At 70.3% G+C, this 23,775-nt stretch carries 24 protein-coding genes and 1 pseudogene; 11 read left to right on the forward strand and 14 right to left on the reverse strand.

Annotated elements, in window-relative coordinates:
* Positions 1-322, forward strand: a 322-nt coding sequence (locus tag DLJ59_RS26345; RefSeq protein WP_208648842.1) for a cellulose binding domain-containing protein, incomplete at its 5' end; no start/stop codon positions are given.
* 55 nt (positions 323-377) lie between these two features.
* Here DLJ59_RS26345 and DLJ59_RS26350 read toward each other — a convergent pair.
* From DLJ59_RS26350 to DLJ59_RS26380, 7 genes are all read right to left on the reverse strand, one after another.
* On the reverse strand, positions 378-698 hold the full coding sequence (locus DLJ59_RS26350) for a DMT family transporter (protein ID WP_124775542.1): 321 nt from the start codon (positions 696-698) through the stop codon (positions 378-380).
* Positions 699-1,265: 567 nt separating this feature from the next.
* A complete protein-coding gene (locus tag DLJ59_RS26355) occupies positions 1,266-2,558 on the reverse strand; it encodes an RNA polymerase sigma factor (protein WP_124775544.1) in 1,293 nt (430 codons plus the stop codon).
* Between the two features lie 3 nt (positions 2,559-2,561).
* On the reverse strand, positions 2,562-2,963 hold the full coding sequence (locus DLJ59_RS26360) for a YciI family protein (RefSeq protein WP_124775546.1): 402 nt from the start codon (positions 2,961-2,963) through the stop codon (positions 2,562-2,564).
* A gap of 104 nt (positions 2,964-3,067) precedes the next feature.
* Entirely contained in the window at positions 3,068-5,203 is a 2,136-nt protein-coding gene (locus tag DLJ59_RS26365) for an alpha-galactosidase (RefSeq protein ID WP_124775548.1), read from the reverse strand.
* On the reverse strand, positions 5,200-6,081 hold the full coding sequence (locus DLJ59_RS26370) for a carbohydrate ABC transporter permease (protein WP_124775550.1): 882 nt from the start codon (positions 6,079-6,081) through the stop codon (positions 5,200-5,202). Before DLJ59_RS26370 ends, DLJ59_RS26365 begins: the two co-directional genes overlap by 4 nt.
* Positions 6,078-7,034 (reverse strand): carbohydrate ABC transporter permease, encoded by a 957-nt coding sequence (locus DLJ59_RS26375; RefSeq protein ID WP_124775552.1) that lies wholly within the window; start codon positions 7,032-7,034, stop codon positions 6,078-6,080. Before DLJ59_RS26375 ends, DLJ59_RS26370 begins: the two co-directional genes overlap by 4 nt.
* A gap of 21 nt (positions 7,035-7,055) precedes the next feature.
* Positions 7,056-8,384 (reverse strand): ABC transporter substrate-binding protein, encoded by a 1,329-nt coding sequence (locus tag DLJ59_RS26380; protein WP_124775554.1) that lies wholly within the window; start codon positions 8,382-8,384, stop codon positions 7,056-7,058.
* Positions 8,385-8,667: 283 nt separating this feature from the next.
* Here DLJ59_RS26380 and DLJ59_RS26390 point away from each other — a divergent pair, with 283 nt between their 5' ends.
* From DLJ59_RS26390 to DLJ59_RS26400, 3 genes are all read left to right on the forward strand, one after another.
* Positions 8,668-10,659, forward strand: coding sequence for a beta-galactosidase (locus DLJ59_RS26390; protein ID WP_124775556.1), 1,992 nt, complete (start codon positions 8,668-8,670; stop codon positions 10,657-10,659).
* A gap of 37 nt (positions 10,660-10,696) precedes the next feature.
* Complete coding sequence (locus DLJ59_RS26395; RefSeq protein ID WP_124775558.1) at positions 10,697-11,473, forward strand: DeoR/GlpR family DNA-binding transcription regulator; 777 nt, start codon at positions 10,697-10,699, stop codon at positions 11,471-11,473.
* 72 nt (positions 11,474-11,545) lie between these two features.
* A complete protein-coding gene (locus tag DLJ59_RS26400; protein WP_124775560.1) occupies positions 11,546-12,025 on the forward strand; it encodes a hypothetical protein in 480 nt (159 codons plus the stop codon).
* Here DLJ59_RS26400 and DLJ59_RS26405 read toward each other — a convergent pair.
* From DLJ59_RS26405 to DLJ59_RS26415, 3 genes are all read right to left on the reverse strand, one after another.
* On the reverse strand, positions 12,022-12,555 hold the full coding sequence (locus tag DLJ59_RS26405; RefSeq protein ID WP_124775562.1) for a hypothetical protein: 534 nt from the start codon (positions 12,553-12,555) through the stop codon (positions 12,022-12,024). The genes DLJ59_RS26400 and DLJ59_RS26405 overlap by 4 nt on opposite strands.
* A gap of 19 nt (positions 12,556-12,574) precedes the next feature.
* Entirely contained in the window at positions 12,575-12,823 is a 249-nt protein-coding gene (locus tag DLJ59_RS26410; protein WP_124775564.1) for a hypothetical protein, read from the reverse strand.
* Positions 12,824-12,909: 86 nt separating this feature from the next.
* The gene (locus tag DLJ59_RS26415; RefSeq protein ID WP_124775566.1) at positions 12,910-13,182 is read right to left on the reverse strand and encodes a DivIVA domain-containing protein; all 273 of its coding nucleotides are present in this window, start codon (positions 13,180-13,182) and stop codon (positions 12,910-12,912) included.
* Between the two features lie 333 nt (positions 13,183-13,515).
* Between DLJ59_RS26415 and DLJ59_RS38130 the strand changes: the two are divergent.
* The 3 genes and pseudogenes from DLJ59_RS38130 (at position 13,516) to DLJ59_RS26430 (ending at position 15,758) form a co-directional block, all read left to right on the forward strand.
* A pseudogene (locus DLJ59_RS38130) lies at positions 13,516-14,305 on the forward strand (helix-turn-helix domain-containing protein).
* Positions 14,302-14,514 (forward strand): DUF397 domain-containing protein, encoded by a 213-nt coding sequence (locus tag DLJ59_RS26425; protein ID WP_124775568.1) that lies wholly within the window; start codon positions 14,302-14,304, stop codon positions 14,512-14,514. The pseudogene DLJ59_RS38130 and the gene DLJ59_RS26425 overlap by 4 nt, the downstream one beginning before the upstream one ends.
* A gap of 296 nt (positions 14,515-14,810) precedes the next feature.
* Entirely contained in the window at positions 14,811-15,758 is a 948-nt protein-coding gene (locus DLJ59_RS26430) for a sporulation protein (RefSeq protein WP_124775570.1), read from the forward strand.
* Between the two features lie 67 nt (positions 15,759-15,825).
* Here DLJ59_RS26430 and DLJ59_RS26435 read toward each other — a convergent pair whose 3' ends face one another.
* Entirely contained in the window at positions 15,826-16,197 is a 372-nt protein-coding gene (locus DLJ59_RS26435) for a hypothetical protein (RefSeq protein WP_124775572.1), read from the reverse strand.
* Positions 16,198-16,376: 179 nt separating this feature from the next.
* Positions 16,377-16,541, reverse strand: a complete 165-nt coding sequence (locus DLJ59_RS26440) for a glycerophosphodiester phosphodiesterase family protein (RefSeq protein ID WP_124775574.1) — start codon at positions 16,539-16,541, stop codon at positions 16,377-16,379.
* 236 nt (positions 16,542-16,777) lie between these two features.
* Between DLJ59_RS26440 and DLJ59_RS26445 the strand changes: the two genes are divergently transcribed.
* Positions 16,778-17,200, forward strand: a complete 423-nt coding sequence (locus tag DLJ59_RS26445) for a hypothetical protein (RefSeq protein WP_124775576.1) — start codon at positions 16,778-16,780, stop codon at positions 17,198-17,200.
* A 55-nt stretch (positions 17,201-17,255) separates the two neighbouring features.
* Here the strand turns inward: DLJ59_RS26445 and DLJ59_RS26450 are convergent, their stop codons facing one another.
* Positions 17,256-19,550, reverse strand: a complete 2,295-nt coding sequence (locus tag DLJ59_RS26450) for a HelD family protein (protein WP_124775578.1) — start codon at positions 19,548-19,550, stop codon at positions 17,256-17,258.
* Positions 19,551-19,697: 147 nt separating this feature from the next.
* On the opposite strand from DLJ59_RS26450, the gene DLJ59_RS26455 reads away from it, so the two are divergent.
* Positions 19,698-20,324 (forward strand): SGNH/GDSL hydrolase family protein, encoded by a 627-nt coding sequence (locus tag DLJ59_RS26455; protein ID WP_124775580.1) that lies wholly within the window; start codon positions 19,698-19,700, stop codon positions 20,322-20,324.
* A gap of 68 nt (positions 20,325-20,392) precedes the next feature.
* Here the strand turns inward: DLJ59_RS26455 and DLJ59_RS26460 are convergent, their stop codons facing one another.
* Positions 20,393-21,529 carry a LolA family protein gene (locus DLJ59_RS26460; RefSeq protein ID WP_124775582.1) on the reverse strand — a complete coding sequence of 379 codons (1,137 nt, stop codon included), beginning with the start codon at positions 21,527-21,529 and terminating at the stop codon, positions 20,393-20,395.
* Between the two features lie 96 nt (positions 21,530-21,625).
* Here DLJ59_RS26460 and DLJ59_RS26465 point away from each other — a divergent pair, with 96 nt between their 5' ends.
* The gene (locus DLJ59_RS26465) at positions 21,626-22,282 is read left to right on the forward strand and encodes a response regulator transcription factor (protein WP_124775584.1); all 657 of its coding nucleotides are present in this window, start codon (positions 21,626-21,628) and stop codon (positions 22,280-22,282) included.
* Positions 22,283-22,356: 74 nt separating this feature from the next.
* Positions 22,357-23,775 (forward strand): ATP-binding protein (locus DLJ59_RS26470; RefSeq protein ID WP_124775588.1); only part of this gene is annotated, 1,419 nt, incomplete at its 3' end.

Here is a 23,775-nt window from a genome sequence, read left to right on the forward strand (position 1 = left end):
GCCCACGACGCCCCCGCCCGCCGGTGGTTGCACGGCGACGTACACGGTGACCAACCAGTGGCAGGGTGGTTTCCAGGCTGAGGTACGGGTGACCGCCGGCGCGAGGGCGATCACCGGCTGGACCGCCGGCTGGACCTTCGCCAACGGCCAGGCTGTCACCCAGTCCTGGAATGTGGCCCTCACCAGCAGCGGAACCACGGTGACCGCTCGCAATGCCGACTACAACGGGCGGCTGGCCGCCGGGGCCGGTGCCACCTTCGGCTTCCTCGGTAGTTGGACCGGCACCAACAGCCTGCCGGCGCTGAGCTGCACGGCGAGCTGACCGCCGGGCCGGTGGTCGGGTCCACGTCGGTCCCGACCACCGGAACCTGTCCCGGTCAGTGCTCCCCGGCCAGGTTCACGATGACCACTCCGGCGATGATCAGCGCGATGCCGGTGAGCTTGGCGAGTCCCACCGACTCACCCAGGAACACCGCGCCGATCGCCACGATGGCCGCGGTGCCCAGACCCGACCAGAGGGCGTACGCCACCCCCACCGGGATCTCCTTGACGGCCTGGGCCAGCAGGACGAAGGCCAGCGCGTAACCGCCGAGGCACGCCACCGTCGGCCAGGCGCGGGTGAACCCGGCGGTGCTCTTGATCAGGCTGGTCGCCAGTACCTCGGCGAGGATGGCGATCCCCAGCAGCACGTACGCCATGCGTCCCCTTGGTCCTTCGTGGTCGACGAACCCATCGGTGCCCAGGCTAGTGCCGGCGACGTCCGCGTCCGGCCGCCTCGTCAGCGTGAAGTCCGCCCGCCTCGTCAGGTGACGTCCGGCCGCCTCGGCGGGGCGACGTCCGCGCGGCCCAACATCTGCCACAGAACGCCTTTAGAGCTGATGTCGCAAACGAATCGGATGCGCAGGGTGCCGGACGCCGTCCCGATGAATGAATCGTTTACGGCATCAGCTCCAAAGGCACCCGCACCCGCACCCCGCACCCGGACCCGTGCCGCGCCCGGACCCGTGCCGCGCCCGGACCCGTGCCGCACCCGGACCCGTGCCGCGCCCGGACCCGTGCCGCACCCCCGGGTGGCGGCATGAAAGGGAGTTGGCCGGGTAGATCTTGGACACTTTCCGTTCTGTGCTGACGGAAACTGTCCAAGATGGCCAGTCGTGGCGGGTGGGGCCGCTCGCGTCGCACCCGCGCGGTGTCGGCCGTTCAGGGGGAGACCGCCGCGCCGTGACAACTGCACGTTCGACGGGCAGGCCCGCTGGGACGGATCGCTACGGTTCGACCTCGACTTCAACAGCAGCCGGCGGGCCGTCGCCGGGCTCGGCCGCCAGTCGGGCTGCCCGCATGGTCAGGTAGAGCTGTTCGGGTCGGCTGCTCGTGCGGGCGGCGGCGGCCCGGTAGTCGGCGACCGCGCGGGCCTGGTCACCGGCCATCTCGTACAGGTGGGCGCGGGCGGCGGCCAGCCGGTGGTGTCCGGTCAACTGCGGGTCGTGGGCCAGTGCGTCGAGGGCAGCCAGGCCGGCGGCGGGTCCGTGCACCATGGCCGTCGCCACGGCCCGGTTGAGGGCCACCACCGGGCTACCGGCCAGGCGTTCCAGCACCTGGTAGAGCGCCAGGATCTGCGGCCAGTCGGTCCGCTCGGTGCTCGGCGCCTCGTCGTGCAGGGCGGCGATGGCGGCCTGCACCTGGTACGGGCCGACCGGCCCACGCGGCAGGGCGCGGGTGACCAGGGCGATGCCCTCGGCGATCGCCGTCGCGTCCCAGCGGCTGCGGTCCTGATCGGCCAGTGAGGCCAGCTCGCCGGAGGGGCCGGTCCGCGCCGGCCCGCGTGCCTCGGTGAGCAGCATCAACGCCAGCAGCCCGGCCGACTCGCTGTCGTCGGGCAAGAGCGTGTGCAGGGCGCGGGTCAGTCGGATCGCCTCCGCCGCGAGGTCGATCCGGCGCAGGTGCGGGCCGCTGGTGCTGGTGTGCCCCTCGGTGAAGATCAGGTAGAGCACCTGCCGGACGGCGGTCAACCGGTCCGCCCGTTCCGCTGGCTCGGGCATCCGGAACGGCAGCTTGGATGTCCGGATGCGCTGCTTGGCCCGGCTGATCCGCTGCGCCATCGTCGCCTCGGGCACCAGGAACGCGCGGGCGATCTCGGCGGTGCTCAACCCACCGACAGCGCGCAGGGTCAGCGCCACCGCCGACGTCGGCGCGAGCGCCGGGTGGCAGCAGAGGAAGAGCAGGACCAGCGTGTCGTCCCGCTCGGCGGTCAACTCGTCGTCCGGGGCCGGCGCGTACTGCCGGTCGTCCGGGTCCCGGCGGGCGACCAGGTCCTCCCGGCGGCGTCGGGCCTGCTCACCGCGGACCAGTTCGATCATCCGGCGGTAACCGACCTGGATCAGCCAGCCACGGGGGTTCGCCGGTAGCCCCTCGGTCGGCCACTGGGTGGCGGCGGCCAGCAGTGCCTCCTGCACCGCGTCCTCGGCGGTGGCGAAGTCACCGAAGCGGCGGCTGAGCACGCCGAGGACCTGCGGCGCCAACTCGCGCAGCAGGTCCTCCGTGCGGGGATCGGTGTTCAGCCCTCACAGCTCCGCTGGCGGCGCGGACATCACCGGGTGCACCTCGATCGGCATGTTCAGCGGCCGACCGCCGGGGCCGGGCGCCGTGGAGATGTGCGCGGCCACCTCCACGGCCCGCTGCGGGCTCTCGCAGTCGACGATCCAGAAGCCGGCCAGGAACTCCTTCGTCTCGGCGAACGGCCCCTCGGTGACGACCGGCGTCCCGCCCTCACCAGCGCGGACGATCCGGGCCTGCTGCGGGCCGCCGAGGCCCTGACCGTCGACCCACTCCCCGGCGGCGGTGAGCTTGTCGTTGACCTCGCCCATGAAGGCGATGTGCGCCCGGACCTCGTCCTGGGTCCAGGTGTCGATGCTCGGGAAGTCGGTCCCGGCGGCGCTGAACTGCATCAGCAGCATGTACTTCATGGTTGGCTCCTCACGCCCGCGCACCCTCGTCGGTGCTCTCACCCTGAGGTAGAAGCAGGCCCTGCCGTTCTCGACACCCCGGCCAAAGATTTTCCGAAATCTTGTCAGTCGACGGCGTCGACCTCCAGCACCAGACTCTGCTCCGGGTGCAGAGCGGGCAGTTGCACACCCACCCGGGCCAGCGCCGCCCCGCTGAGGGTGACACCAGCGGCCAGCCAGGTGGGCGCGGACAGGTCGATGGTCGCCGGGGCCGGTACGCCCGACACCTGTCGCACCCGGTACCGCCGGCCCGGGTCGAGGCCGGGCAGCCGCACCGCGCCGGGTACCTGCGCCACCGAGGTGCTCAGCCGGGCCACCGCGTACACCGCTCGGGTGTTGTCGTGACCGACCACGCCGTGCGCCCAGACGGCCGGGTCCGGGTGATCGACCCGGACCACCCGGCCGGCGTGCAGCAGCGGGCGCAGCCGCTTGTGCAGTGCCACCCAGGCGGCCAGTTCGGTCTGCTCGGCGGTGCTGATCGACGCGATGTCCCACTCGATGCCGTGGTGGCCGAAGAGCGCGGTCACCGCCCGGAAACCCAGGTCGTGTACGCGCTTTGTGGTGTGCGAGCGTTCCGGGCCGATGTGGGTGCCGATCAGCTCCGGTGGCAGCAGCAGCCCCGTCCAGCGCTGGATGCTGAGCCGCTCCAGGGCGTCGTTGCAGTCGCTGGCCCAGACCCGGTCGGTGCGGGCCAGAATGGCCAGGTCGACCCGAGCCCCACCGGACGAGCAGCTCTCGATCTCCACGCCCGGGTGGCGACCGCGCAACTCGTCGAGAAGCCGGTAGACCGCCAGGGTCTGCCCGTGCACGCCCGGATTGCCCTGATGCCCGGCCTCGGTGAGGTCCCGGTTCTGATCCCACTTGAGGTACCGGATGCCGGGATGGTCGCTGAGCAGCGTGTCGAGGCGTTCCAGCACATAGGCGTACGCCTCGGGGCGGCCCAGGTCGAGCACCTGCTGGTGACGCCAGGCCGGTGGCAGCCGCCCCGGCACGGCGAGCAGCCAGTCGGGGTGCGCGCGGAACAGGTCCGAGTCGGGGTTGACCATCTCCGGCTCCACCCAGAGACCGAACTGAAGCCCCCGACCGGTGACGTGGTCGATCAGCGGTTGCAGGCCGTCCGGCCAGACGCCCTCGTCGACGTACCAGTCGCCCAGCCCGGCGGTGTCGTCGCGCCGGCCGCGGAACCAGCCGTCGTCGAGCACGAACCGCTCCACGCCAATCTCCGCGGCCCGGTCGGCGAGCGACCGCAGGCGGTCCAGGTCGTGGTCGAAGTAGACCGCCTCCCAGACGTTGAGGGTCACCGGGCGGGGGGAGCGCGGGTGCCCGGGACGGGCCCGGAGGTGGCTGTGCAGCACGTCGCTGAGCCCGTCCAGCCCGGCGTCGGACCAGACCGCGTAGAGCAGGGGAGTCTCGTACGACTCGCCGGGGTCGAGCCGGATCTCCCCGGCGGCCAGCAGCTCGCCGCCACCAAGTGTCGACTCGCCGGTGGGCCGACGCTCGGCGAACGTGACGTGGTCGCCGCTCCACGCGGTGTGCACCGCCCAGACCTCGCCGTGGCCGAAGCCGAAACCGGTGGTGCCGGCCACCAGCAGCAACGTGGCGTCGTGCCCGGTACGGCCGCGCCGGCCCTCGCGGACCCAGGCGCCGTGCTGCCACGGGTGCCGCTGCGGGGACCGTTCCCGACACCACCGGCCGGTCAGGTCGAGCAGTTCGGTGGCGACCGCCGGCACCGGCAGCACCGGCGTCAGCTCCCGCAGCTCGTACGCCCCGTCGCCGTCGTTGCGCAGCCGGTGCCGAACGGTCAGAAGGCCGTACGGGTCGAGGGTGATCTCGATGGTCACTGTCAGCCCGGCGGCCGGGTCCGAGGCCCGCACGGTCAGCACCCCCGCTCCGGGCCCGCCGTCGCGCACGTCCACCCCGTCGAGGCGGAAGGCGGTGGACCAGTCTCGTCCGTCGCGGTGCCCGGCAAGCCCCGGCCGGCCGCTCCAACCGGCGCTCGCCTCCGGCAGCAGGGACAGCACGGTCGGCTCGTCGAAGCTGCTCGGCACCACCGGCGGTACTGTCGCGTCGGCGAGCTGGCGCAGGCCGTCCTCGTCGAGGTCGCCGACGTCGCCGCCCCAGTGCACGACCCGGGGCAGCCCCGGGCCGCGCGCGTCGAGCACCAGGCTGGTCCGCGCGCGGCGCAGGTGCAGGATCGTCATCCTTTGGAGGCTCCCAAGGTCAGGCCCCGAACGAAGTGCCGCTGGAGCATAAAGAAGATCACCAGGGTGGGGATCGCGACGAGCACGCTGCCCGCCGAGACCAGGTTGTTGTCGGTGAAGAACTCACCGCGCAGGTTGTTGAGTGAGCTGGTCACCGGGAACTTGTCGCCGGTGCGCATGAGGACGGTGGCCCAGAAGAACTCGTTGTAGATCCAGGTCACCTCCAGCGTCGCCAGCGCGGCCAGGGCCGGCCGGCACAGCGGCATGGTGACCTGCCAGTACTGTCGCCAGATGCTCGCCCCGTCGACCATCGCCGCCTCGTACAGGTCACGGGGCAGCGCCTTCATGTAGTTGCTGAGCACGAAGACGCAGAAGCCGCACTGGAAGGCCACGTTGATCAGGATCAGGCCCCAGTAGCTGTCGTAGAGCAGCTCCGAGTCGCTCATGAACTCCGGCAGCGGCACCTCGGTGAACAGCCGGAACAGCGGGATGAGCAGCGCCTGCTGGGGCAGCAGGTTGGCCGCTGTGAAGACCCCCAGCAGGACGAGGTTGAGCTTCCAACTGAACCGGGCGATGACGAACGCCACGCTGGAGGCGAGGAAGAGGGTCAGCAACACCGCCGGCACGGTGATGTACACCGAGTTGAGGAAGTGCTGCCCGAACTCCGCCGTCCGCCAGGCGGTGACGTAGTTGTCGAAGGTCCAGCCGCCGAACGAGACGTAGCCGTTCTGGGCGGTGTAGTCGTACGAGCGCAACGAGGTCAGCACCGCCCAGGCGATCGGGAAGAGCCAGGCCAACGAGACGACGATGAGGAAGCCGTGCAGCAGCATCCGCATCGGGGTCAGCTTGCGCGAACGAACCGGAGTGTCGACGCTCATTCCCGGTTCTCCCTCATCACGGTCGCCAGGTAGATGGTGATGAAGACCAGCGAGACGACCAGCATGATCGTTGCCAGTGCCGACCCGAAGCCGATCCGGCTCGCCTCGCCCACCACGTTCTGGGTGACCAGCGCGGAGATCAGCTCCAGCCCGTTGCGGCCCTTGTTGACCACCCACACCAGGTCGAACGCGCGCAGTGACTCGATCACGGTCACCACCAGCACGATGATGTTGATCGGCCGCAGCACCGGGAACACGACCCGGAAGAACGTGCGGCCCTCCGAGGCGCCGTCGACCGCCGCGGCCTCGCGCAACGATGGATCGACACCCTTCAAACCGGCCAGGTAGAGCAGCATGATGTACCCGACGTGCCGCCATCCGGAGGCGACCATGACCGCCCAGATGTTGACGTTCGAGTCGCCGTACCAGTCGATGCTGCTGCCGAAGACGGCGTTGATCAGGCCCTGGTCGCGGGAGTAGAGCAGCTGCCAGACGAAGCCGATGAGCGCCAGCGAGAGCACCACCGGCAGGTAGAGCGCGGTCTGGTAGAAGCGGCTGCCGCGCAGTTCCTTGTCCAACAGCACGGCCAGGAACATGCCGAACGGGGTGGCGACCACGAAGAGCGTCGCCAGCCAGAGCAGGTTGTGCTGGATCGCCGGCACGAACGGCGGGTAGATGTTCACCACGTCGCTGTAGTTGCGCGCGCCGACGAACTCGATCTCGTTGAGGGGGCCGATGCCGTCCCAGTTGGTGCCGGAGAGCAGCACGGTGGCTGCCGCCGGCAACCAGACGAACCCGGTGACGAGCAGCAGCGGGACGAGCACCATCAGCGTGATGACCACGCGGTCGGTGCGGGACAGGAGCCGTAGCCGCCGGCGACGACCACCAGTGGAGGTGGTCGTCGCCGGCGGCGGCACGGCGCGATCCGCTTGGATCAGGGGCAGGTCGGACACGATGTCCTCCCCCTTCCGCCGTCAGTCAGTGAAGATCGACTTTTTCTGGTTCTCGATGGACGAGGTGAGCCCGTCGATGTCCTTCGGGTTCTTGATGAACTGCTGGATCGCCGGGATCATCACCGTGGAGGCGAAGTCCGGCCGGGTGTCCCGGTCGAGGAACTGGGCGATCTCGGTGGCCGATCCGACCAGTTCGGCGGCCTTCTTCTGCAACGCGGTGTAGCCGCCGACGTCCGCGCCACTGTTGGCGACGAGGACGGCCGGGTCGTTCTTGAGGTTGATGTCCGCAGCGGCCTTGCCACCGAAGTACTCCAGCAGCTTGCGCGCGTTCTCCTCGTTCTTGGGCTTGCGCGCCATCATGTAGCCGTCGATCGGGGCGTCCAGCGCCTTGGCGCCGATGGCCGGGTCGATCTCGGGGAAGGTGAAGAAGTCGAGGTCGTCCTGCTCGTCGTTGCTGAACTGCTGACCGACGAAGAGACCGAGCAGGTACATGCCGCTCTTCTTCTGCTGCAACGACTGCGCGGCTTCCTGCCAGGTGCGGCCGAGGCTGTCCGGCTGGTGCAGGGGGAGCAGGCCGGCCCAGGTGTCGAAAACCTTCTTGACCTTGTCGGAGGTCCAGGCTTCCTTGCCGGCCATCAGGTCGATGTGGAACTGGTAACCGTTGATGCGCAGGTTGAGGATGTCGAAGGTGCCCATCGCCGGCCAGCCGTCCTTGTCGGCGAAGGCGATGGGGGTGAGGCCGTCCCGCTTCATCTGCGCGCCGAGCGCGGTGAACTGGTCCAGGGTGGTGGGCACCTGGTAGCCGTGCTGCTGCCAGACCGACTTGCGGTAGAAGACCGCCCACGGGTAATACGTCCCCGGCACGAAGTACTGTTTGCCGTCGTCGCCGGTGGATGCCTTCTTGAAGGCGTCGGAGTAGCCGGAGAGCTTGCCCCACACGTCGCTGATGTCGCTGGCGAGGCCCTTCTGCGCGAAGAAGCGCATCCGGTAGCCGGCGAACCAGGTGAACACGTCGTCCGGCTTGCCCTGCAGGTAATTGTTGATGTTCTCCTGGAACGTGTTGTGGTCCACGGTGTTCACCGCGACCTGCACCCCCGACGAGGCCTTGAAGCCGTCGGTGACCTTGACGAGGACTTCCTTCGGCTTCGGGTCGGACTGGTTCGAGCCGAGCGAAACGTCCTTGCTGGACCCCCCGGAGCCGGAGTCATCGCCGCAGCCGGCCAGCAGGCCGGTGCCGAGCAGCGCGCCCGTGCCGGCCGCGCCGGCCAGCAACGATCGTCGGTTGATGCCGGCGACTGAGGGCGGTACGAGCCGAGCCAGGTACTCGGCTTGGGATTGGGGACGGGACATCTGTGCCTCCTGCGGATGAAGAGGTGCTACGCCCAAGGGCCGTCAGGGTGGTGAAGGCAGGTCCGGCGTCGTGATCACACATTGAGATCCACCGAGAATCCACATTGGCGAACACGAACGGCCATTGGGGCCTCAAGCTACCCTGCGGTCGTGCGCTGTCAAGAGGGCTGTTCGCCTCTGATAACCCAGTCGTGACACGGCCGTTACCTGGTAAACGTTGGAAAGAATCTCGATGTTGGAACCTGTTGACTTCCGTGGACCAGCGGGTGCACCCTCAGCTGTCATGCGGCGATGGCAGGGTGACAGCATCTATTTCGGTGGCGACTACAACCCCGAGCAGTGGCCCGAGGAAACCTGGTCGGAGGACATCGACCTGATGCGCCGGGCCGGGGTCAACCTGGTCTCCGTGGGCATCTTCTCCTGGGCCCTGCTGGAGCCCAGCGCGGGGCGCTTCGAGTTCGGCTGGCTGGACCGGGTGCTGGACCTGCTGCACGACGGCGGCGTCCAGGTCGACCTGGCCACCGCCACGGCCAGCCCACCGCCGTGGCTGGCCCGCGCGCACCCGGAGACACTGCCCCGCCGCGCCGACGGCGCGATCCTCTGGCCCGGTGGACGACAGGCGTACTGCCCCAGCTCGCCGGTCTTCCGCGAGCGCTCGTTGGAGCTGGTGCGCGCGGTCGCCGGCCGGTACGCCGAGCACCCCGCCGTGGTGATGTGGCACGTCTCCAATGAGCTGGGTTGCCACAACGTGCACTGCTACTGCGATGTCAGCGCCGAGGCGTTCCGCGGTTGGCTGCGCGAGCGCTACGGCGACCTGGACCGGCTCAACGACGCCTGGGGCACCGCGTTCTGGAGCCAGCGCTACGGCGACTGGGCCGAGATCAATCCGCCGCGCACCGCGCCGACCTTCGCCAACCCGACGCAGCAGTTGGACTTCCTGCGGTTCTCCTCCGACGAGCAGCGCGCCCAACTGCGCGCCGAGCGCGAGGTGCTGCGGACGTTGGTCCGGCAGCCGGTCACCACCAACTTCATGATCGGCTTGGGCGTCAAGCACATGGACTACCACTCCTGGGCCGCCGACGTGGACCTTGTCTCCAACGACCACTACCTCACCGCCGCCGACCCGCAGGCGCACCTCGGGTTGGCGCTCGCCGCCGACCACACCAGGGGCGTCGCCGGCGGCGACCCGTGGCTGCTGATGGAGCACTCCACCAGCGCTGTCAACTGGCAGCCCCGCAACGTGGCCAAGCGTCCCGGCCAGCTGCGCCGCAACAGTCTCGCGCACGTCGCGCGGGGCGCCGACGGAGTGCTCTTCTTCCAGTGGCGCGCCTCCCGCGCCGGCGCGGAGAAGTTCCACTCCGCCCTGGTGCCGCACGCCGGGCCGGACACCAAGGTGTTCCGCGAGGTCTGCCAGCTCGGCGCGGACCTCAGGGCCCTCGCGGAGGTACGCGGCAGCCGGGTGGACGCGGACGTGGCGATCCTGTTCGACTGGGAGGCGTGGTGGGGCGTCGAGTTGGATTCGCACCCCAGCGTCGACGTCACGTACGCCGACCGGCTGAACGCCCTGTACGGCTCGCTCTGGCGGGCCGGCGTCACCGCCGACATCGTCCACCCGTCGACCGACCTCAGCGACTACCGGCTGGTCCTGGTGCCGACCCTCTACCTGGTCCGGGACGCCGACGCCGACGCGCTGCACCGGTACGTCGAGGCCGGTGGCACGGCGGCGGTCACCTACTTCAGCGGCATCGTCGACGCCAACGACCACATCCGGCTGGGCGGCTACCCGGGCGCGTTCCGGGAGTTGCTCGGTGTCCGGACCGAGGAGTTCTTCCCGCTGCGCGAGGGTGAGCAGATCCACCTGGACGACGGCAGCACCGCCGACGTGTGGACCGAATGGCTGCACGCCGAGGGCGCGGAGGTGCTCGCCTCGTACACCGATGGGCCCCTGCCGGGCGTGCCGGCGCTGACCCGGCACCTGGTGGGCGACGGCACCGCCTGGTATGTCGGAACCCGGCTGGACGAACCGGCCACGGATAGCCTGGTGGCTCGGCTGCTCGCCGAGGCCGGCGTCCGCCCGGCGGTGTCGGCGCCGTCCGGGGTGGAGGTGGTCCGCCGCCGCGACGGCGACCGGACCTGGCTGTTCGCGATCAACCACACCGACACCGAGGTACGCCTGCCGGCGCGCGGCGTCGAGCTGCTGACCGGCACACCGTGTGCCGGTGAGCTGACGGTGCCGGCAGGTGAGGTGGCTGTCGTCCGTGAGGATCGGGCCTGATCCGCGCGACAGGCACGGCGCGAAGGAGGTTCCCCACATGCTCGCCCAGCAGCGGCAGACCGCCATCCTCGATCTGATCCGCCAACGTGGCGGGGTGCGGGTGAGTCAGCTGGTCAGTCGGTTCGGTGTGTCCGACATGACGATCCGGCGTGACCTGGAGGTGTTGGCCGAGCGCGGCCTGGTCGACAAGGTGCACGGTGGCGCCACCCTCGCCGGGCCGGGCTCGGCCGAGGAACCCGGCTTCGCGGCGAAGTCGATCCGTCAGCAAGCGGAGAAGCGCGCCATCGCGGAGCGGGCCGCGACGATGGTGGAGCCGGGGATGGCCATCGCGCTCTCCGCCGGCACCACCACCGCCGCGCTGGCCACGCTCCTCTCCGACGTACGCGGGCTGACAGTGGTGACCAACTCGATCCCGGTGGCCGACGCGCTCTACCAGAACCCGCGCGCCGACCAGACGGTCGTGTTGACCGGTGGCATCCGCACCCCGTCGGACGCGTTGACCGGGCCGGTGGCCGAGGCGGCGATCAGCGCGCTCAACGTCGACCTGCTGTTCCTTGGTGTGCATGGCCTCAGCCCACGCACCGGTTTCACCACACCCAACCTGCTGGAGGCCGGGGTCAACAGGTGCCTCATCGGCGCGGCCCGCCGGCTCGTGGTTCTTGCCGACCACACCAAGTGGGAGACGATCGGCATCGCCACCATCGCCCCGCTGGAGGCCGCCGACGTGCTGATCACCGACCGTGGGCTGCCGGCCGAGGCTCGCACCACCATCGGCGAGCAGGTCGGCGAACTGGTGATCGTGGAACCCGACTGACCGTGCGTCCTCGCTGGACCGCGCGCACGCCCACCGTCAGGCAGACCAGGACTCGAACAAGGGAGTACGGCCATGATTGCGGTCAAGGTGCGACTCGCTGCGATCGTCGTCGTGGGCCTGGCCCTCGTCGGGATGTTGAGTTGGGTGGTCGGCTCGTGGCCCGCCGACCAGAGCCGGGCGACAGTCGATCACTGCTACGTGACCCATGATCGGCTGGAGGCCCTGCACAGTCGGTGCGTCGGCAACTGGACCCGCGGCGGTCGCGGGCGGCAGGGGCCGATCCACGGTGTCGACGTCCAGGAGTCCTGGCAGATCATCGACGACGAGCCCAACAGCGCGTACGAGTGGGAGGTGGCCGTCCCGGCCTCGGCTCGACAGCCACGCGTACTCGCCGACACCCGGCAGGCATGGACGATGTCGCCGCGTGCCCTGCCCTGGGGTCTGCTCCCCGCCGGCCTCGTGGCGCTGCTGACCGCGCTCGCCTGGCTGATCATCACGACGGTCAGGGCACCGAGGTCGGCGCGGAGCGTGCCGGCCGAGTCCAGCCGCTAGTGGTCGTTCAGCATGAACAGGAGCGTGTGACGCTCCAGGTCCAGGAACACCACTCGCCAACGTGTCGACGGCGCTGCCTCGTTGTAGATCTCACTGTGCAGCCAACGGGGCTTGGTCGGGAGGAACGGCACGAGGTCCGGTCGCACGTCCGTCGGCGTATGCGAGTGGAGCAGCTCAGCCGGGTCGATGGAAGCGAACGGAACGAATGCGAACTGCTCGGCCAACCTGTGCGCATCCTCCGGACGCAGGACGATGACGCCCTGGTACTCCCAGTCCGTCGGGCCCGGCGCCCGTGAGCACGGATTGCCCAACGCGCGCGCCTGCCAATGGATCTCCGAATACTCACCGACGAACGGAAGCTCTTCCGGCGACTCCCAGCGGCTGACCCGGACCTTTTCCTCGTCGGCCTGCCGTTGCTCCTGGCAGCCACGCGTCTCGTCTGCGGCAGCCGTGTCGCATCCGAGCACCACCAGCAGCAGCCCCGCCACCGCAGCGAGCCCGGCCGGACGTGCCCGTCTCCCCGTCTTCATCGCCAGACTGTAGATCGATCTATGGACCGTCGTTGGGTAGGCAGGCGCCGACGTGGTCGGCCTCCCGTGCACATCGGCGGCGATCGGGCATGATCCGGTCGCAGAAAACCCAATGTCGTACGTGCTGCGCGTCCTCGGTCGAGACGGTGGTGCCGCCGAGGTCGACCTGCGGCGTGGAGGCCAGGGAACGGGCGAGCGTCCGCGCCAGGTCCAGCGCCCCACCCAGCGCCCCACCCAGGTCGGTGACCGCCACCGGCAGGTGGATCACATACCGAGGTCTCTCCGTGTACGCCTCGACGGCAAACCGCGGCAACGGGGTGAAAAGCCCGCTGTACTGGTGCTCCCATCCCGGGCTCACGACTGACGCCGCTCGGACCAGGCGCTCTGCCAATCGCGCAGCGCACGCTTCACCCGGGCGTTCTCCTCGCTGAGCCGAGCCACATCGTGGTGCAGCGTCGCCAGGTCGAACGCGACGCGGTGCAGGAACCGCCGTACCTCAGTGGGGTCCAGGCCTCGCCGGCCGAAACCGACGATGGTGAACTGCCGGTCGTGGACCTGGCTCGGGTGCAGCCGCGCCAGCCGAGCGCCGCCGTGGAGCGTGCCGTCGTAGAGAGTGCCTCGGGTCATTCATCACCTCACGCGTCGTCGATCGATGGGCGGGTCAGGGTCGCGAAGGCGCCCTTTGCCGTGGTAGTTATTCGTCAAGTCGGTTCGGAGCCGGGATTCGCACATCCCGACGCTCTAGTTGAGACCCGACGAGAGCCGGTATGCGCCTGCCACTCGCGAGGCCATCTCTCGTCACCTTCTCGGCTGTTGGCACAGCCGCGGTTGCCGTGTTTGCACCGGGCGTCCCCGGGGCCGGCGATCACCTCACCCGAAGGCCACGTTTCCAGTGGCCTCGGTATTGGTGCTACGACACCAACAAAATTCGTCGTGAGGGTCCGCGAGGAGAGGGGCACCATGCCCGCCAGGCGTGAATCGTTCGTGCAGACATTGCGTGCCCAGTGGCTCGGTCAGCAGATGCGGCAGCTACGGGAGCAACGCGGCATCACTCTCAAGCAGGCCGCCGAGTTCCTGGAGCGCGATTTTTCGTCCATCGCCCGCTGGGAGCGCGCGGAGTGGCCATTCCGGCGCGGCGTGGTCGTGTCGCTGCTCGATCTCTACGGCGAGCACGACGGGCGCGAGCGGAACCGTTTCATCCAGCTCGCCGAGGATGCTTGGCGAACGCATCTACTCGTGGGATGCCTTCCTCATGCCGGGGCTCATGCAGACGCCGGCTTACGCGGAGGCGGTGATCCGTAACGCGGAGGGGGAGGGGGCGACAGATTTCTCCGTCGGCAAGTGGCTACAACTCAGGATTGACCGTCAACGTGTGCTGGCGCGGGACCCGACCGTCCGTGTGGCGGCGATTATCGACGAGAGCGTGCTGCGCCGACCTGTCGGTGGCCCTGCCGTGATGCGCGGCCAGCTCCACCACCTGGCCGACCTGATCAGGCAGCCGAACATCGATGTCCGAGTGCTGCCATCAAGGGTGGGGCTGCACGCCGGTCTCGATGGCTCGTTCGTACTCTTCGGGATGCCCAAGCCGTACCCGGAGGTCGCCTATGCCGAGACACTGGGCGGGCGCCGTTTCATGGAATCTCCAACGTCGAAGCGCTACGCGCTTGCGTACGATCGGCTTCGTGATGTCGCGTTTGATCGGCGCGAGGCGGCCGAGCTGATCGCGGAGATCAAGGAGGAACTGCCATGAGTGAAGCCTTTCCTGCGGTGGCCTGGCATGTCAGCACCCGGAGCAACAGCAACGGCGGTAGCTGCGTGGAGGCGGGGCCCGTCCTGGACGGTTCCGGCCGGGTGGCGGTGCGCGACAGCAAGGATCGCGCGGCGGCGACCCTCGTCTACCCGGCAGGCGGCTGGATGGCGTTCGTCGACGGGGTGAAGGGCGGCGAGTTCGCGCCCTGATGCGTGATCGACTCGGGTTCCTGGAAGTCGGGGTGTCACCGCGACCCGGATACCCCGACCTCAATGAATGCGAGTCAATCACCCGCGGCGGAGGCCCGGACGCCTGATTCGTTTACGACATCAGCTCCAAAGGCTCGCCGACAGACATTGGCCCGCCGCTGACTGTGAACGTGGAGGCCGACATCGGGCGGCCGACGTGGCGCTTCACAGCCACCTCACAGGGGTGCTGGATAGGGTGCCGTTCGAGTCAACGTCCGACTCCAGCGTGGAGCGGTCGGCGTCGCACAGGAGTTCCGATGGTCTTCAAGAAGATGTTGAGCGCGTTCGGTGTGGGCGGTCCCAGCGTGGACACCGTGCTGACCAACCCCAACACCCGGCCCGGCCTGACCCTCGACGGGCAGGTCAACCTCGTCGGTGGCGACGCTGAGGCAGCCATCGAGCAGGTGGTGATCGGCCTGGTCACCCGGGTCGAGGTCGAGGGACACGACACCGAGTACGCGGGCACGATGGAGTTCCACCGCATGGTGGTCAGCGGCCCGCTCGCCCTCGCCCCGAAGCAGCAGCTCTCGATCCCGTTCCAGCTGCCGGTTCCGTGGGAGACCCCGATCACCGACGTGTACGGCCAGCGCCTGCACGGCATGACGATGGGTCTGCGCACCGAGTTGGCGATCGCCCGCGCGGTCGACAAGAGCGACCTGGACCACGTGGCGGTGCACCCGCTGCCGGTGCACGAGCGGATCCTGGAGGCGTTCCAGCGGCTCGGGTTCGGGTTCAAGCACGCCGACCTGGAGCGTGGTCACATCCGGGGCGTGCAGCAGACGCTGCCGTTCTACCAGGAGATCGAGTTCTTCGCCTCCCCGCAGTACGCGAGCACCATCAAGGAGGTCGAGCTGACCTTCGTGACCAGCCAGCGCGGCGTCGAGGTCATCCTGGAGTGCGACAAGCGCGGTGGGTTCCTCAGTGCCGGGCACGACGCGTTCGGTCGCTACCAGGTGTCGCACACCGACGCTGACCGGGTGGACTGGGCGCAGGTCGTCGATGGCTGGCTGCGCGAGACCACGTCCCGCTACGGCAGCCTGCGTTCCCAGTACGGGGCGAGCCACGGTCACGGTCACAGCCGTGGGCACGGCATGGGCGGCATGGTGGCCGGGGCGGCACTCGGTGTCGCCGGCGGCATGATCGCCGGCGAGATGATCGAGGATGCGTTCGAGGGGGACTTCGGCGACTTCGGCGGCGACGAGTAGCCGCTCCACAAACGACGACGGTGGCCTCCGGGATTTCTCCCGGAGGCCACCGTGCACTGTGAACCGGTCAGTGCCGGGCCTTGCGCTCCTCGCTGCTGCGCCAGTTGCTGCCGGCCTTCGCGAGGCCACGGCTACCGAGGTAGCCCAGCGTCAGCAGGGTGATCAGGAACCAGGCGTTGTCTGCCCGGAAGATGTCCACCCCAGCGGAGTTCTTACCGACGACCTGCGACGCGCCCAGTACGGCGGCCACCGCGATCAGGTAGATCCAGAACTCGGTGGTCTTGAACGCCTGCTTGGTCTCCGTACCAGGTGCCTGCATGTCGTTGCGACGCCCGTCGTGCATGACCGGCATCTGCTGCGTGTCTCGCATCGCAGCGGGATTCTGCGGGTCGTTCATGGGCCGGTTCATGGGCCGGGTGGAAGCAGCCTGCGTGCTCATCTGGTCCTCCTCAGGATGCGATGAGTCGTACCTGCATTCCCTCGCCCCGCTACCGCGTGTCGGCCACGGCACGGTTCGCTTTCGTGGCGGGGACAACCCCCGACTACCCGAGGCCCCGGAGCAGGTAACACCGATCGCCGGCCGGAAAAATCCGGCCGGCGATCAGGTGGGTCGACGGGTCAGCGCAGGCCGTTGCGGATCGCCACGCTCACCAGAAGGTCCGGATCGTCGGTGATGATGCCGTCGACGCCCAGGTCGATGACGCGCTGCATCACCGTGGCGTCATCGACGGTGTACGGGATCACCTTCAGGCCGTCGCGCGTCTGCAGGGTCCGGACGTCCACTTCCGTGGAAGTATGCCGGGTTCTCGCGCACGTACAGTGCGCACGCTGTCATCCCCTCCTGCCGGCGGGCGTCTCCCACCGGTTGCCGGACAGCATGGACATCACTGGGCTGCGGGCAGGCGGCCAGCGGGCGGCGCGACGGTGAACCGCCGCGGACGACCTGCCGGTCACGCCGGGTTTGGTCGGCCGGTGGTCGGGCACGCAGTCAGTTCCACAGCTTCTGCGAGGTGATGGACGTGCGTGAGGACGACATGCGGCAGGACGCCGCCCGCGAGGCCGAGGACCGGATCGCCGGCGGCGTGTACGGCAAGGGCGCCCTCGACGAGGTGACGGTGCCCCGCACCGATGTGGAGAGTCAGATCCAACGCGACGACCCTTTCGATCCGGCCAAGGAACGGATCGACCCACAGGTGCTGCGCGACGGTGGCCCCGTCGGTGGGCAGGGCGCGGTGACCACCACCGGTGGCACCGCCGGGCCGGCGAGCGTACGTCGGGTGGCCCGTCAGCCGGAACGCCACCCCGGCAAGGTGGCACCGACCACCACCGGCGATGCCACCACCGGCGGCCTCAGCACCCCGATGGGCGGTGGCACCAGCGACCAGTCCACCTCCGCACCGGAACCGGCCAGGTCCATCAGGGACCGGTCAGCCAACGAGTGACCCCGACCGCCGCCCCCGCCGAGCGACAACTCGGTGGGGGCGGCGGCTCTCGTGGTCAGCTCGCGGGGCGCAGGATGCCCAGGCGTTGGGTGGCGCGGGTGAGCGCCACGTACAGGTCGCTGCGTCCGCGAGGGGACTCGGCCACCATCCGGTCCGGGTCGACCACCAGCACCGAGTCGAACTCCAACCCCTTGGCCTGCGCGACGGTCAGCACCACCACCCGGCTCTCCAACTCCGGATGCTCGCCGACGGCTGCCTCCGGCAGGGCGGCGGTCACCGCCGCGCCCAACTCACCCACCCGGCCAGCCGGAACGAGCACCCCGAGCCGACCCTCGGTCAGCCCGGCCGCCTCCCGGCCGGCCTCGGCGACCAGCTCCGCCGCCAACCGCCCGTCGGGCACCGTCCGGTCCCACGGGGGTACGCCGCTCTCCCGCACCGAGCGCGGCGGTCGCAGCGCCGGGTCGATCTCGGCCAGTACGTCGGCGGCGACCGCCATGATCTCGGCGGGGGTGCGGTAGCTGACCGTCAACTCGGTGAGCCGCCACCGCTGCTCGACGTACGGCGCGAGCGCGTCCGCCCAGGACGGCGTGCCGCTGAGCGCGCCGGTCTGTGCGACATCCCCGACGATCGTCATCGACCGGCTCGGGCAGCGGCGCATCAGCAGTCGCCAGGCCATCGGCGACAACTCCTGCGCCTCGTCCACGATGACGTGCCCGAACGCCCAGGTGCGGTCGGCGGCGGCCCGCTGCGCGGTGGTCAGCCGGTCGGCCTCCTCCTGCCGTTCCAGCAGCCGATCCGCGTCGATCAGGTCGGTGACGCCGAGGATCTCACCGCCCTCGGCCTCGTCCTCGACGTCGATCGAGCGGGAACCCCGGGCGATCTCCAGCACGCCCTCGGCGTACTCCCGTTCCATCATCCGGATGCGGTCCCGCCGGGCGGCGGCGGCACGCTCGTCCTCGCCGAGCAGTTCGGCGGCCTCGTCCAGCAACGGGACGTCGGCGGGCGTCCAGCCACCGCGCTCGCGCCGCAGCAGCTCCCGCTCGTCCTCGCTGAGCATCGGCGCGGCGGCCGCGATCCGATCCGGGTCGGCGTACAGGTCGGCGAGCAGCCGCTGCGGGGTGAGCACCGGCCACAGCTGGTCGAGGGCGGCTCGGATCTCCGGCTCCTCGCGCAGCTCCCGCCGGATCTCGGCCCGGTCCGCCTCGTCGAGGAGGTTGTCCCCGCCGAGCGGGTCGGCGCCGATCCGCTCGGCCACCTGCTCGGCGAGCGCGTGCACGATCTCCACGTCGAACAGCGCGCGGGCCAGGTTGTGCGGTCGGTCGGTGCGACGGACCCGCTCCCGGGCGACGCGCACGGTCTGCGGGTCGAGGGTCAACGTCTCCCGTTCGACCTCGATCTCCAGTGGTTCGTCCGGCACCCACTGCCGGTCCCGCACGGCCAGCGCCAACACCTCGGCCAGCACCGCCCGGCCCTTGAGCGCCGCGGTCTCGGCCGGCTCGGTGCGTTGCGCGCTGACCCCGGGAAAGAGATCACCCTGGGTACGCAGCAGCACACCGGTCTCGGCCAGCGTCGGCAGCACCTGGGAGATGTACCGCAGGAAGGTCGCGTTCGGGCCGACCAGCAGCACGCCCCGGCTGGAGAGTTCGCGACGGTGCGTGTAGAGCAGGTACGCCGCCCGGTGCAGCGCGACCGCCGTCTTGCCGGTGCCGGGGCCGCCCTGGACCACCATGACGCCCGGAAGTTCCGCCCGGATGATCTCGTCCTGTTCGGCCTGGATGGTCTCGACGATGTCGCGCATCCGGCCGGTGCGGCCGGCGTTGAGCGCGGCGAGCAGCGACGCCTCACCGGTCAGCTCCTCGTGGGCGCCGGGGGAGGCGGTGTCGATGTCGAGCACCTCGTCGTTGAGCCCGGTCACCTTGCGCTGCCGGGTGCGCAGGTGCCGGCGCCGGCGTACGCCCTGCGGGTTGGCTGCGGTGGCGAGGTAGAACGGGCGGGCGGCGGGGGCCCGCCAGTCCATCAGCAGCGGGTCGTAGTCGCCGGTGGTGTCGAAGATGCCGATCCGGCCGATGTAGCGGCGGGAGTCGTCGTCGCCGTCGAGACGGCCGAAGCAGAGCCCGTTCTCCACGGCGGAGAACTGTTCGACCTGATCGGCGTACATCGCTACCGAGCTGTCGCGCTGTGAGCGGTCCTGGAGGGTGCCGCCGGTGTTGTGCAGTTCGGCGGTGAGCCGGTGGGCGGCCTGCTCACGCAGCTCGTCCAGCCGGTTGTAGAGCATCGAGACGTACTCCTGCTCGCGACCGATCTCGTCGTCGAGCGGCAATTCGCCGGAACCGCCGGAGTGCCTTGACAAGCCGTCTCCCTAAAGATTAGAATCCTTTGCAGGAACGGCTTTTAGCCGTTCTTTTTTGTGCCCTTGGAACTGTTGAAGATAGCGCGTTCCGCCGGTTCTCACCAAGCCGGGCGGTCCGGCGCGCCGGTGATCGCGAGGTGGCGGCGGATGATCCTGCGGACCGGCCAACGGGTGGTCTTCATCGGGGACAGCATCACCGATTGTGGTCGACGCGACGTCGCCGCGCCCTACGGCAGCGGATATGTGAGCCTGGTGCGCGCTCTGGTCGACGCACGGCACCCGGAGCTGGAGCTGTCGTGGGTCAACCGGGGTGTGGGCGGCGACACGGTGCGGGACCTGGCCGCCCGCTGGGATGACGACGCCATCGCCGAACGCCCCGACTGGCTCGCGGTGCTGATCGGCATCAACGACATCTGGCGGCGCTACGGTGACCGGCCGGATGAGGCCGTCGGCATCGACGAGTACGAGCGCACCCTGCGCGACCTGCTACGTCGGGCGGTCACCGCCACCGGCTGCCGCCTGATCCTCGGCGACCCGTTCTTCATCGAGGCGGACCGCGCCGACCCGCAACGCGCCGACACCGACCGGTACGCGGCCGTCGTGGCGGGGCTGGCCACCGAGTTCGACGCGATACACGTGCCCAACCAGGCGGCGTTCGACCGGGTGTTGGCGGTCAGCCCGGCGAGCCGTTGGGCCGATGACCGGGTGCACCCGCACCTGCCCGGCCACGCGGTCCTCGCCGACGCGTACCTCAGCGCCCTCGACGTCTCCTGACCCGGGCCTCGCCCACAGCGAAGCGCCGGGCCGACCGTCAGGTCGACCCGGCGCGAACACCGCGGAGATCAGCCGCGCGCGACCTGGTAGAGCCGCTCGGGCGTCACCGCTCCGGCGAGCACCCGGCCGTCGTCGGTGAGCAGCACATTGAACAGCTTGGCGCTGAAGAGCCGCCCACTGCCCCAGTCACCACTGACGGTGGGCAGCCCGCCGAGCAGCTTCGACAGGTCCATGCCCGCTGCGGCACCGGCCGGGGGAGCGGCTGGCTTCGGGGTGCCGGGCTTGCCGCCGACGGCACCGTCCAGGCGGGCGACCAGCACGGTGGTCCAGCCGTCGCCCACCGCGCGGACCTGCGGATCCGCCGCCGGTGCGGCGTGCTCAGGCCGGCCCGGCTTGCCGGTCGGCCGTTCGGCCTTCTCCTCGGTGACCGTCACCCCGGGCGGCGGGTTGAACGTGAACTGGTCGGCGTCGGGGCGGCGGTAGTCGACCTGGGTGAAGGCCACCTCGAACGCCGGCTGGTCGCTGCCCTTCGCGAGCACCTCGAAGCGCAGCGGCACGTGCTGCGTGGCGTCGATGGCGATCCGTAGCTGGTGCACCAGTGAGTCCCGGTCGCGCGGCTGGAGCACCAGCTCGTACGAGTCCCGGCCGGCGACGGTGGCCGAACGGCCGACGCTGACCTCGGTGCTCGGGTCGATCGCACCCAACGCCAGGTCGGCGGCCTGCTGCGGGGTGGCCGGCAGGCTCGCCGCCGGTTCCGGGGCGGACTTGGAGGCCCCGGTGTCGTCGCCCAGCGTGCGGTGGGTGGCGGTGTTGCCACGGCTCTGCCAGGTCCACACGTCCCGGCCGTTGCGGATCAGATCCTGCTCGCCGAGGGTGTCCAGCAGCGCGACCCGCTGCTGATCCGGCCCGGAGTACCAGACTCGCAACGTGTGCGTGCCGGTCAGCATGGTGGTCAGCTCGTTGCCGGGGAGCAGCCCGACGAGTGGTGGCAGGCCCAGGTCGGCGCGCTGCACGACGGTCCCGGACAACCCCTCCAACCGGGATGTCTGCAGATCGACGAGGAGCTGAGCGGCAGTGCGGGGCGGCAGGCTCGGCTCGGCCTCGGCGGCGAACGTGCCGATCGCCGCGCCGCCGCCGATGACGGCGACGGCCGCGGTGGCCGGGACCAGCCAGCGCAGGACGGGACGGCTTCTCAGGACGGACATGGTGGCACCTCCTGCCGCCCATCGTGCCCTCTCGGTGCTGTGAACGTGCTGAGGACACCGAACCGTGCTCATTGACCCGGGTGGCACCCTTGGGCTGTGCGCGTGCTGGTGGTGGAAGATGAGGCTCGGTTGGCGGCTGCCCTGCAACGCGGCCTCCAGGCGGAGGGGTTCGCGGTGGACGTGGCGGGGACCGGCCCGGCCGGCCTGGACGCGGCCCGGCACGGCGGGTACGACGCCATGATCCTCGACGTGATGCTGCCCGGTCTCTCCGGCTACGAGCTGGTTCGGCGACTGCGCGCGGAGGAGCACTGGTTGCCGGTGCTGATGCTCTCCGCCAAGGACGGCGAGTACGACCAGGCCGACGGCCTCGACTGCGGCGCCGACGACTACCTGACCAAACCCTTCTCGTACGTGGTGCTGTTGGCCCGGCTGCGGGCGTTGCTGCGTCGGGGCGCACCGGAGCGTCCGACCGTGCTGGCGGTCGGTGACCTGCGGCTGGATCCGGCCCGCCGACGGGTGACCCGGGCGGACGCCGAGGTGGCGCTGACCGCACGGGAGTTCGCGCTGCTGGACTACCTGATGCGCCGGCCGGGCCAGGTGATCTCCAAGATCGAGTTGTTGGACCACGTCTGGGACGCGAGCCTGGAGACCGCACCGAACGCCGTCGAGGTGTACGTCGGTTACCTGCGCCGCAAGCTCGGCCGGGACCGGTTGGAGACGGTCCGGGGCGCCGGCTACCGGTTGGCGACGTGACCGCGGACCGCCCGGCACCTACCCGTCGTTTCTGGCCCGGCCGGCTGCCGGTCCTCGGACTGCGCGGGCGGCTCATGGCGATCGGCGTGTTCGGCCTCACCATCGGGTTGGCCCTGGGCGGGGTGGTGCTGCTCGGCGCGCTCGGCTTCGTGCTCCAGCGCACGGTCGACACCGAGGCGTTCCGCACCGCCGACGCGGTTGCCCTGCTCGCCGCCGAGGACGCGCTGCCCGACCCCCTGCCGGTGGCCGGTGGGCAGGTCCGCGTGCAGGTCATCGACGGGCAGGGGCGGATCAGGGCGGCTTCGATCGACGCCGACCGTCTGGTGCCGATGGTCCGCCCGGAGCGGCTGGACAGAGACGGTCGGCAGCGGTTGGAGGTGCCGCCCGAGCGGGTCGGGCTCGTCGGCCCGGTTCGCGTGGTCGCCGTACCCGCCGGCACCGCGGCCGACCCGCTCACCGTGCTGGTCGCCCGTTCGATGGCCGACGTGCGGCACAGCATCCATGTGGTCCGGACCATCCTGCTGGTGGCGTTCCCGCTGCTGGTGGTCGTGCTGGCCGGGGTGGCGTGGCGGGTGGTGGGCGCGACCCTGCGGCCGGTCGAGGCGTTACGTCGAGGTGCCGAGGAGATCACCGGGAGGGCCGGCACCGGCCGGCTGCCGGTGCCGGCGTCGGCCGACGAGATCCACCGCCTTGCGGTCACCCTCAACGGCATGCTGGACCGGCTGGAATCCGCCCGCGTCCGGCAGCGGGCCTTCGTCTCGGACGCCGCACACGAGCTGCGCAGCCCGTTGACCAACATTCGGACGGAGCTGGAGGTGGCCCAGCGCCTCGCCGACCGGACGGACTGGACGGCGGTGACCACCAACCTGCTCGCCGACACCGAGCGGCTGAGCCGCCTGGTCGACGACCTTCTGCTGCTGGCCCGCCTGGACGAGACCCCGCCGACCCGGGGGACCGGCCCGGTGGAGCTGGGCGCGTTGCTGACCGACGTCGCCGCCCGCTACCCGTCGCCGCCGGTGCGGGTCATGCTGCCCGCGGGCCCGATCTGGACGATCGGCACCGTCGAGGAGTTGCGTCGCGTGTTGGCCAACCTGGTCGACAACGCGGTACGGCACGCGTACGGCAGTGTCGTGCTCGCGGCCGAGGCGGGGGCGACGACGGCGACGACGGCGGGGGCGCTGGGGCCGGTGTCGACAACGGCGGCGGTGGCGAAGGTCGGGCCTGGCGTCCGGGCGTACCACCTGGTGACGGTGACCGACGACGGCCCGGGGGTCCCGGTGGCGGACCGGGAGCGGGTCTTCGACCGGTTCACCCGGCTGGATGACGGGCGGGCCCGCGACGATGGCGGCGCCGGCCTGGGGCTGGCCATCGTCCGGGAGTTGGTCCGACGCGCGGGCGGCGGCATCACCCTGACCGACGCGCCGGAGCAGCAAGGGCTACGGGTGTGCCTGCTGCTGCCCGCGTTGCCGGTCGAGGAGGCGCAAGGGGTGACG

The organism is Micromonospora inaquosa (genome assembly GCF_003857055.1).
GTDB classification, from domain to species: domain Bacteria; phylum Actinomycetota; class Actinomycetes; order Mycobacteriales; family Micromonosporaceae; genus Micromonospora; species Micromonospora inaquosa.

What these genes read in the sequence shown, in the direction of transcription:
- DLJ59_RS26350 (WP_124775542.1), bottom strand. Translation starts at nt 698, where the DNA reads ATGGCGTACGTGCTGCTGGGGATCGCCATCCTCGCCGAGGTACTGGCG.
- DLJ59_RS26360 (WP_124775546.1), bottom strand. Translation starts at nt 2,963, where the DNA reads ATGAAGTACATGCTGCTGATGCAGTTCAGCGCCGCCGGGACCGACTTC.
- DLJ59_RS26365 (WP_124775548.1), bottom strand. Translation starts at nt 5,203, where the DNA reads ATGACGATCCTGCACCTGCGCCGCGCGCGGACCAGCCTGGTGCTCGAC.
- DLJ59_RS26370 (WP_124775550.1), bottom strand. Translation starts at nt 6,081, where the DNA reads ATGAGCGTCGACACTCCGGTTCGTTCGCGCAAGCTGACCCCGATGCGG.
- DLJ59_RS26380 (WP_124775554.1), bottom strand. Translation starts at nt 8,384, where the DNA reads ATGTCCCGTCCCCAATCCCAAGCCGAGTACCTGGCTCGGCTCGTACCG.
- DLJ59_RS26390 (WP_124775556.1), top strand. Translation starts at nt 8,668, where the DNA reads ATGCGGCGATGGCAGGGTGACAGCATCTATTTCGGTGGCGACTACAAC.
- DLJ59_RS26395 (WP_124775558.1), top strand. Translation starts at nt 10,697, where the DNA reads ATGCTCGCCCAGCAGCGGCAGACCGCCATCCTCGATCTGATCCGCCAA.
- DLJ59_RS26400 (WP_124775560.1), top strand. Translation starts at nt 11,546, where the DNA reads ATGATTGCGGTCAAGGTGCGACTCGCTGCGATCGTCGTCGTGGGCCTG.
- DLJ59_RS26405 (WP_124775562.1), bottom strand. Translation starts at nt 12,555, where the DNA reads ATGAAGACGGGGAGACGGGCACGTCCGGCCGGGCTCGCTGCGGTGGCG.
- DLJ59_RS26415 (WP_124775566.1), bottom strand. Translation starts at nt 13,182, where the DNA reads ATGACCCGAGGCACTCTCTACGACGGCACGCTCCACGGCGGCGCTCGG.
- DLJ59_RS26425 (WP_124775568.1), top strand. Translation starts at nt 14,302, where the DNA reads ATGAGTGAAGCCTTTCCTGCGGTGGCCTGGCATGTCAGCACCCGGAGC.
- DLJ59_RS26430 (WP_124775570.1), top strand. Translation starts at nt 14,811, where the DNA reads ATGGTCTTCAAGAAGATGTTGAGCGCGTTCGGTGTGGGCGGTCCCAGC.
- DLJ59_RS26435 (WP_124775572.1), bottom strand. Translation starts at nt 16,197, where the DNA reads ATGAGCACGCAGGCTGCTTCCACCCGGCCCATGAACCGGCCCATGAAC.
- DLJ59_RS26455 (WP_124775580.1), top strand. Translation starts at nt 19,698, where the DNA reads ATGATCCTGCGGACCGGCCAACGGGTGGTCTTCATCGGGGACAGCATC.
- DLJ59_RS26460 (WP_124775582.1), bottom strand. Translation starts at nt 21,529, where the DNA reads ATGTCCGTCCTGAGAAGCCGTCCCGTCCTGCGCTGGCTGGTCCCGGCC.